At 71.9% G+C, this 6743-nt stretch carries 7 protein-coding genes; 5 read left to right on the forward strand and 2 right to left on the reverse strand.

Annotated features, from left to right (window positions below):
* On the reverse strand, positions 1-331 hold a 331-nt coding region (locus IJH84_RS13625), incomplete at its 3' end, for an SDR family NAD(P)-dependent oxidoreductase (protein ID WP_295144860.1).
* Between the two features lie 188 nt (positions 332-519).
* On the opposite strand from IJH84_RS13625, the gene IJH84_RS13630 reads away from it, so the two are divergent.
* Positions 520-1680, forward strand: a complete 1161-nt coding sequence (locus IJH84_RS13630) for an acetyl-CoA C-acetyltransferase (protein ID WP_295144863.1) — start codon at positions 520-522, stop codon at positions 1678-1680.
* A gap of 235 nt (positions 1681-1915) precedes the next feature.
* Positions 1916-2947 carry an MBL fold metallo-hydrolase gene (locus tag IJH84_RS13635; protein ID WP_295144866.1) on the forward strand — a complete coding sequence of 344 codons (1032 nt, stop codon included), beginning with the start codon at positions 1916-1918 and terminating at the stop codon, positions 2945-2947.
* A gap of 38 nt (positions 2948-2985) precedes the next feature.
* Here the strand turns inward: IJH84_RS13635 and kstR are convergent, their stop codons facing one another.
* The gene (gene kstR, locus IJH84_RS13640; protein ID WP_295144869.1) at positions 2986-3615 is read right to left on the reverse strand and encodes a cholesterol catabolism transcriptional regulator KstR; all 630 of its coding nucleotides are present in this window, start codon (positions 3613-3615) and stop codon (positions 2986-2988) included.
* Positions 3616-3764: 149 nt separating this feature from the next.
* On the opposite strand from kstR, the gene IJH84_RS13645 reads away from it, so the two are divergent.
* The 3 genes from IJH84_RS13645 to IJH84_RS13655 all read left to right on the forward strand — a co-directional run.
* A complete protein-coding gene (locus IJH84_RS13645; RefSeq protein WP_295144872.1) occupies positions 3765-5015 on the forward strand; it encodes a glycosyltransferase family 4 protein in 1251 nt (416 codons plus the stop codon).
* 2 nt (positions 5016-5017) lie between these two features.
* Complete coding sequence (locus tag IJH84_RS13650; RefSeq protein WP_295144874.1) at positions 5018-5746, forward strand: class I SAM-dependent methyltransferase; 729 nt, start codon at positions 5018-5020, stop codon at positions 5744-5746.
* Positions 5739-6743: prenyltransferase (locus tag IJH84_RS13655; RefSeq protein ID WP_295144877.1), on the forward strand; the 1005-nt coding region annotated here is incomplete at its 3' end. The genes IJH84_RS13650 and IJH84_RS13655, both read left to right, overlap by 8 nt.

The raw sequence follows: 6743 nt of genomic DNA on the forward strand, positions 1-6743 counted from the left end.
CCGCGGCCGGTCGCTCGGCGGCGGCCAGCGCCGGACGCAGCCCGCGCAGCAGGGCGACGGTGCCGAAGTAGTTCACCGACACCAGCGCTGACCCCTGCCGCGTCGGAACGCCGGGAATGCCCGCGCAGGTCACCAGGCCGTCGAGGCGGCCATCGCACTCCGCGGTGATCCGGTCCACGGCCTCCGCGCGCCCTTCGCCCGTCCCGAGGTCGCACGCGACCTCGGCTCCGTGCATGTCGACGCCGAGCACCCGGTGTCCCTGCTGTTCGAGCCGTTCGCGCGTCGCCGCGCCGATGCCTGACGCCGAACCGGTGATCGCGATGGTGCCCATGTTCCTCCGCTCGGCCGAACAGGTGCCGGGGCCGCCGGCTCCGAACGGCCGAAGGGTTGTGCTCCGCGGCCGTGGCGAGTTCCGGTGACCGGCGGAAACTGGTTGACGCCAACAATAACATGTTACATTTACCAAGCGGGCGCTTGCTCAGTGATCGCTCGTTCAGCGCAACCCGGGAGGGATCGAGCATGACCGAGGCGTACATCGTGGAGGCCCTGCGGACACCGGTCGGCAAGCGCGGCGGCGGGCTCAGCGGCGTGCATCCCGCGGACCTGTCCGCGCACGTGATCCGGGCCGTCGTCGAACGCACCGGCATCGACCCGGGGCGGGTGGACGACGTGCTCTGGGGTTGCGTGGACGCCGTGGGCGCGCAGGCGGGCAACATCGGCCGCACCGGCTGGCTCGCGGCCGGTTATCCCGAGCACGTCCCCGGCGTCACCATCGACCGGCAGTGCGGGTCCTCGCAGCAGGCGGTGCACTTCGGTGCGCAGGCGGTGCTCAGCGGCACCGACGACCTGGTCATCGCGGGCGGCGTGGCGAACATGAGCGGCATCCCGATCGGCAGCGCGCTGCGCGCGGCCGACGGCCTGGACTTCCCGATCGCCTACGGTCCCGGTTCCGGTTCCACCGGCTGGCAACGCCGCTACGGCGACGAGGAGGTCACCCAGTTCCAGGGCGCCGAGCTCATCGCGGAGAAGTGGGGCATCTCCCGCGCCGACATGGAGGAGTTCGCCCTGACCAGCCACCGGCGGGCGGTCGAAGCGGCCGACGCGGGGCACTTCGACGCGGAGCTCGCGCCGATCGAGGGCGTCACCAGCGATGAAGGGCCGCGGCGCGACACCAGCCGGGAAAAGCTCGCCGGGCTCAAGGAGCTGCGTCCGGGCGGACGGCTCACGGCTGGCGTGTCCAGCCAGATCTCCGACGGGGCGTCAGCGCTGCTGATCGCGTCGGAGCGGGCGGTCGCCGAGCACGGCCTGACGCCGCGGGCGCGGGTGCACCACCTCAGCGTTCGCGGCGACGATCCCGTGTTCATGCTCAGCGCACCCATCGCGGCCACCCGGCACGCGCTGGAGAAGTCCGGGCTCTCGGCAGCGGACATCGACGTGGTGGAGATCAACGAGGCGTTCGCCAGCGTCGTGCTGGCCTGGCAGCAGGAGATCGGCATCGACCCGGCCAAGGTCAACCCCAACGGCGGCGCCATCGCGCTCGGCCACCCGCTCGGCGCGACCGGCACGAAGCTGATGGCGACGCTGCTCTCCGAACTGGAGCGCACCGGCGGCCGGTACGGGCTGCAGACGATGTGCGAGGGCGGCGGCACCGCCAACGTCACCATCCTCGAGCGGCTCTAGGAATTGTTCGGGGAGCGGTTTGCGCAGGTGTTCTGGCCGGGCAGGGTTTCGGGCACCGCAAGCGGCCGGCGCCGCTGCTCGCGTTCGCGCGGGTGGCGGCCGCCTCGCTGCGGGATCGCCGCCCGGAACGGCTCGCGATGATCGCGGGCGGATTGTGTTCTAGCACGCACGTGACCATCTGAGGGCATTTCACGTTTACCTTGTCAGGGCGACTGTCACGACTCGGGAGGTGCACTTGGCAAGCGTCGACGTGGCGCACGGGCGGCACGACTGGCTGCGCGCCGGCGCGTTCGAGGTGGCGCCGGGGGTGCACCGCATCCCGCTGCCGATGCCGGGCGACGGGCTGCGCGCGGTCAACGTGTACGCGATCCGGGACGGCGACGGGCTCGTGCTGGTGGACTCCGGCTGGGCCATCCCGGAAGCCCGCGCCGCGCTCGAGACCGCGCTGGGCGAGCTGGGCTGCGGCCTCGGTGACGTGCGCCGCTACCTGATCACGCACCTGCACCGGGACCACTACACCCTGGGCATCGAGCTGCGCAGCACGTTCGGCACTCCCGTGGCGGTGGGCGCCGGGGAGCGGCCGTCGCTGGAGGTTCTGCTGGCAGGCACGCACGATCAGCAGCTGTCCCAGCTGGACCGGGGCGGCGCGACCGAGCTCGCCGAACTCATCCGCTCCGCGAAGGGCCCCGAGACCGAGCGGCCCGAGGAAGGTTTCGAGCACCCCGACGAATGGCTCGAGGGCGGCGCCGAGATCGAACTCGCCGACCGCACCCTGCGAGTCGTCGACACTCCCGGCCACACCCGCGGGCACGTCGTGTTCGTCGACGAGCGGAACTCGCTGCTGTTCGCCGGGGACCACGTGCTGCCGCACATCACGCCGTCCATCGGGCTCGAAGCCGCGCGGACGGAGCTGCCGCTGGGTGACTACCTCGACTCGCTGCGGCGCGTGCGCGAACTCCCCGACCTGCGGCTGCTGCCCGCGCACGGGCCGGTGACCGGCAGCGCGCACTCCCGGGTGGACGAACTGCTCGCGCACCACGAGGACCGGCTCGACGGGACCGAGCGGGCCGTCCGCACCGGGGCGGCAACGGCCCGCGAAGTCGCGGGTGAACTCGGGTGGACCCGGCGCGAGCGGTCCTTCACCGACCTCGACCCGTTCAACCAGGTCCTGGCCGTGGGTGAAACCGCGGCGCACCTGGACGTGCTGGTCGCGCGCGACCGGCTGCACCGGGTCGTGGACGGCGTGGCGAGGTACCGGGCGATCTGATGGCGGCGCGCAGGAAAGTTCCCGAACCCGCGCCCGGCTCAGCGCAGCAGCAGCCGAACTGTCAGCTCCAGCCGATTCGACACGTCGGTCGCCGAAGCGCGCCTGGTCACCCAGGCGACCAGGTTGGACAGCCAGACGTCCGCGATCACCCTGGCGATCGCGCGCTGCTCCTCGGTCGGCTCCTCCCCGCCGGTGGTCATGGCGCCGCTGAACAACGTCTCGGTCAGCGAGCCGACCGCGTCCACCTCGTTCGCCGCCGAGGTGTCGGCGAACATGAACGCCCGGGTCATCGCCTCGGTCAGCTGCGGGTTGCGCTGCATGGTGCGGGTCGTGCGGCCGAGCACGTACAGCACCCGGTCGTACGGGGTCTCACCGGGGATCTTGGCGCGGTCCAGCCGCTCCTGGGAACGCTCGAACTCGCGCGCCAGGCCGGTCACCAGCAGGTGGATCTTGGACGGGAAGTAGCGGTAGAGCGTGCCCAGCGCCACGTCGGCGCGTTCGGCCACGGCGCGCATCTGCACCGCCTCGTACCCGCCCTTTCCGGCCAGGGCGATGGTGGCGTCGATGATGCGTTTGCGGCGCGCGTTCTGCGCCGCGGACCCGCCCTGGTCGGCCAGCAGACTGACCGGTTGCGCCGCAGCGGAGCCGCGTCGCGGCGTCGTACCCATGAGGTCGGTCCTCTCGTGCGTCGGAGTCGGTGTGCGCCCGACTGTTCAAGTACTGCCTGGCTCGGCGGGTCTGCGCTGACCTCATGTTCAAAAGAGAACATGTTCCACTCTACCCGTTGCGTGCCGCGGCGGCTGCAGGAGGTGAGCTCGTGCGAATAGCTCTTTTGTCCTATCGGAGCAAGCCGCACGTCGGCGGGCAGGGCGTCTACGTCCGTAATCTGAGCCGGGAACTGGTCGGGCTCGGCCACCGCGTCGAGGTCTTCTCCGGCCCGCCGTACCCGGAGCTGGACCCGGGCGTCGAGCTGACGAAGGTGCCCAGCCTGGACCTGTACCGGGATCCGGACCCGTTCCGCACCCCGCACTGGCGCGAGTTCCGGGACTCCACCGACGTGCTCGAACTCGCGACCATGTGGTCGGCGGGCTTCCCGGAACCGCTGACGTTCACGCTGCGCGCGGCGAAGCTGCTGCGCCAGCGGGCGTCGGAGTTCGACGTCGTGCACGACAACCAGTCCCTCGGCTACGGCCTGCTCGGCCTGCGCAAGGCGGGATTGCCGCTGGTGGCGACGGTGCACCACCCGATCACGCACGATCGGCGGCTGGAGCTGGCCGCGGCCAAGGGCTGGCGCAAGCTCGGCGTCCGCCGGTGGTACGGCTTCCTGCGGATGCAGCGCCGCGTGGTGCAGCGCATTCCCGAGCTGCTGACCGTCTCCGAATCCTCCGCCCGCGACATCGTCGAGGACTTCCAGGTGCGGCCGGACCGGCTGCGGGTGGTGCCGCTCGGCGTCGATCACGAGGTGTTCGAGCCGCCGCAGACGCCGCGGGTCCCGGGCCGGATCGTGGCGATGGCCAGCGCGGACACCCCGCTGAAGGGCATCGGCACGCTGCTGGAAGCGGTGGCGAAGCTGCGCACCGAGCGGGAGGTGGAGCTGGTGCTGGTGGCGGATCCGACGCCGGGCGGCCCGACCGATCGGCTGATCGACGAGCTCGGCATCCAGGACGCGGTGCGCACGGTCAGCGGGATCAGCGACGAGGAGCTGGCCGCCCTGCTGGGTTCGGCGGAGATCGCGTGCGTGCCGTCGCTGTACGAGGGCTTTTCGCTGCCCACTGTGGAATCCATGTCCTGCGCGACGCCGCTGGTGGTCAGCCGCGCGGGCGCGATCCCGGAGGTGGTCGGACCGGACGGGGAGTGCGCCGACCTGGTACCGCCCGGCGACGCGGAAGCGCTGGCCGGGGCGCTCGGTGCGCAGTTCGACGATCCGGCGCGCAGGCGGCGGCTGGGGGCCTCCGGCAGGCGCCGGGTGCTGAGCCGGTATAGCTGGGCTTCGGTGGCCGCGGCCACCGCCGAGTGTTACGCAGAAGCGGTTGAAGCGGGAACGGAAATGGCGGCTGACCAGTGCTGACGGTGAATTTCGAACTGCTCGGGGTGCGTGCGGGACAGCGGGTGCTCGACCTCGGGTGCGGTGCGGGCAGGCACGCTTTCGAGTGCTACCGGCGCGGTGCGGACGTGGTGGCGTTCGACCAGGACGCCGAGGCGCTGACCGAGGTCAAGACGATGTTCGGGGCGATGGAGGCGGGCGGTGAAGCGCCCGCGGGCGCGACCGCGACCACCGTCACCGGCGACGCGCTCGCCCTGCAGTTCCCGGACGACCACTTCGACCACGTGATCGCCTCCGAGATCCTGGAGCACATCCCGCAGGACTGGCGGGTGATGAGCGAACTGGTGCGGGTGGTCAAGCCCGGCGGCCGGGTCGTGGTGACCGTGCCGCGCTGGTTCCCGGAGCGGGTGTGCTGGGCGCTGTCCGACGACTACCACCAGGCCGAAGGCGGGCACGTGCGGATCTACCGGCGCGAGCAGCTGGTCGAGCGGCTGCGGATCGCCGGTCTGAAACCGGTGCACCACCACTACGCGCACGCGCTGCACGCGCCGTTCTGGTGGTTGAAGTGCGCGGTCGGGGTGGATCGCGAAGATCACCCGCTGCCGAAGCTCTACCACAAGCTGCTGGTGTGGGACCTGATGAGCAAGCCGTGGGTGACGCGGGCGGCCGAGCAGGCGCTGGACCCGTTCCTCGGCAAGAGCCTCGCGGTCTACCTGTACAAGCCGCTGGACGACTCGGAGCCCGGCGGTGTCTGAGCCGCCCGCGGTCGACGGGGTGCTCTCGGCGGCGGATGCGCTGGCGACCGCCCGGTCCATTGCCGCGGTGCAGGAGCGCTCCGGTGCGGTGCCGTGGTTCGACGGCGGGCACGTGGACTCGTGGGACCACGTCGAGTCGGCGATGGCGCTGTCCGCGGCGGGTCTGCTGCCCGAGGCGGAGCGCGCCTACGACTGGCTGCGCCGCACGCAGCGCCGGGACGGCTCCTGGCCGCTGCGGGTGCGGGCCGGTGTGGTCGAGGACGCCGCCGCGGACACGAACTTCTGCGCGTACCCGGCGGTGGGGGTGTGGCACCACTTCCGGATCACCCGCGACGAGCGGTTCGCCGAGCGCATGTGGCCGGTGGTGCGCCGGGCGATCGATTTCGTGCTCGGCCTGCAACGCGACCGCGGCGAGATCGACTGGGCGCGCGGCGCGGGCGGTACCGCGACCGGTGAGGCGCTGCTGGCGGGTTCCTCCAGCATTCATCACAGCCTGGTGTGCGCCCTCGAACTGGCCGAGCACTTCGGGTGCGCGCAACCGGACTGGGAGGTGGCGCTGGACCGGCTCGCGCACGCGCTGCGGCACCACCCGGAGGCGTTCGCGGAGAAGGACCGCTACGCCATGGACTGGTACTACCCGGTGCTGGCGGGCCCGCTGCGCGACGACGCCGGGCGGGACCGGATCGTCCGGCGGTGGCCGGATTTCGTGGTCGACGGGCTCGGCGTGCTGTGCGTGGACGACCACCCGTGGGTCACCGGTGCGGAGACGTGCGAGCTGGTGCTCAGCCTGGACCTGCTCGGCTGGCGCGAGCACGCGGTCGAGGTGCTCGCTTCCATGCAGCACCTGCGCGAGCAGGACGGTTCTTACTGGACCGGGTACGTGCACGCCGACGGCAAGCGCTGGCCCGACGAGCGCACCACGTGGACGGGCGCGGCGGTGATCCTCGCCGCCGACGCGCTGTCCGGGGCCACGCCCGGCGGCGACATCTTCCGCACC

The organism is Saccharopolyspora sp. (assembly GCF_017434145.1).
Taxonomy (GTDB): Bacteria; Actinomycetota; Actinomycetes; order Mycobacteriales; family Pseudonocardiaceae; genus Saccharopolyspora_C; species Saccharopolyspora_C galaxeae.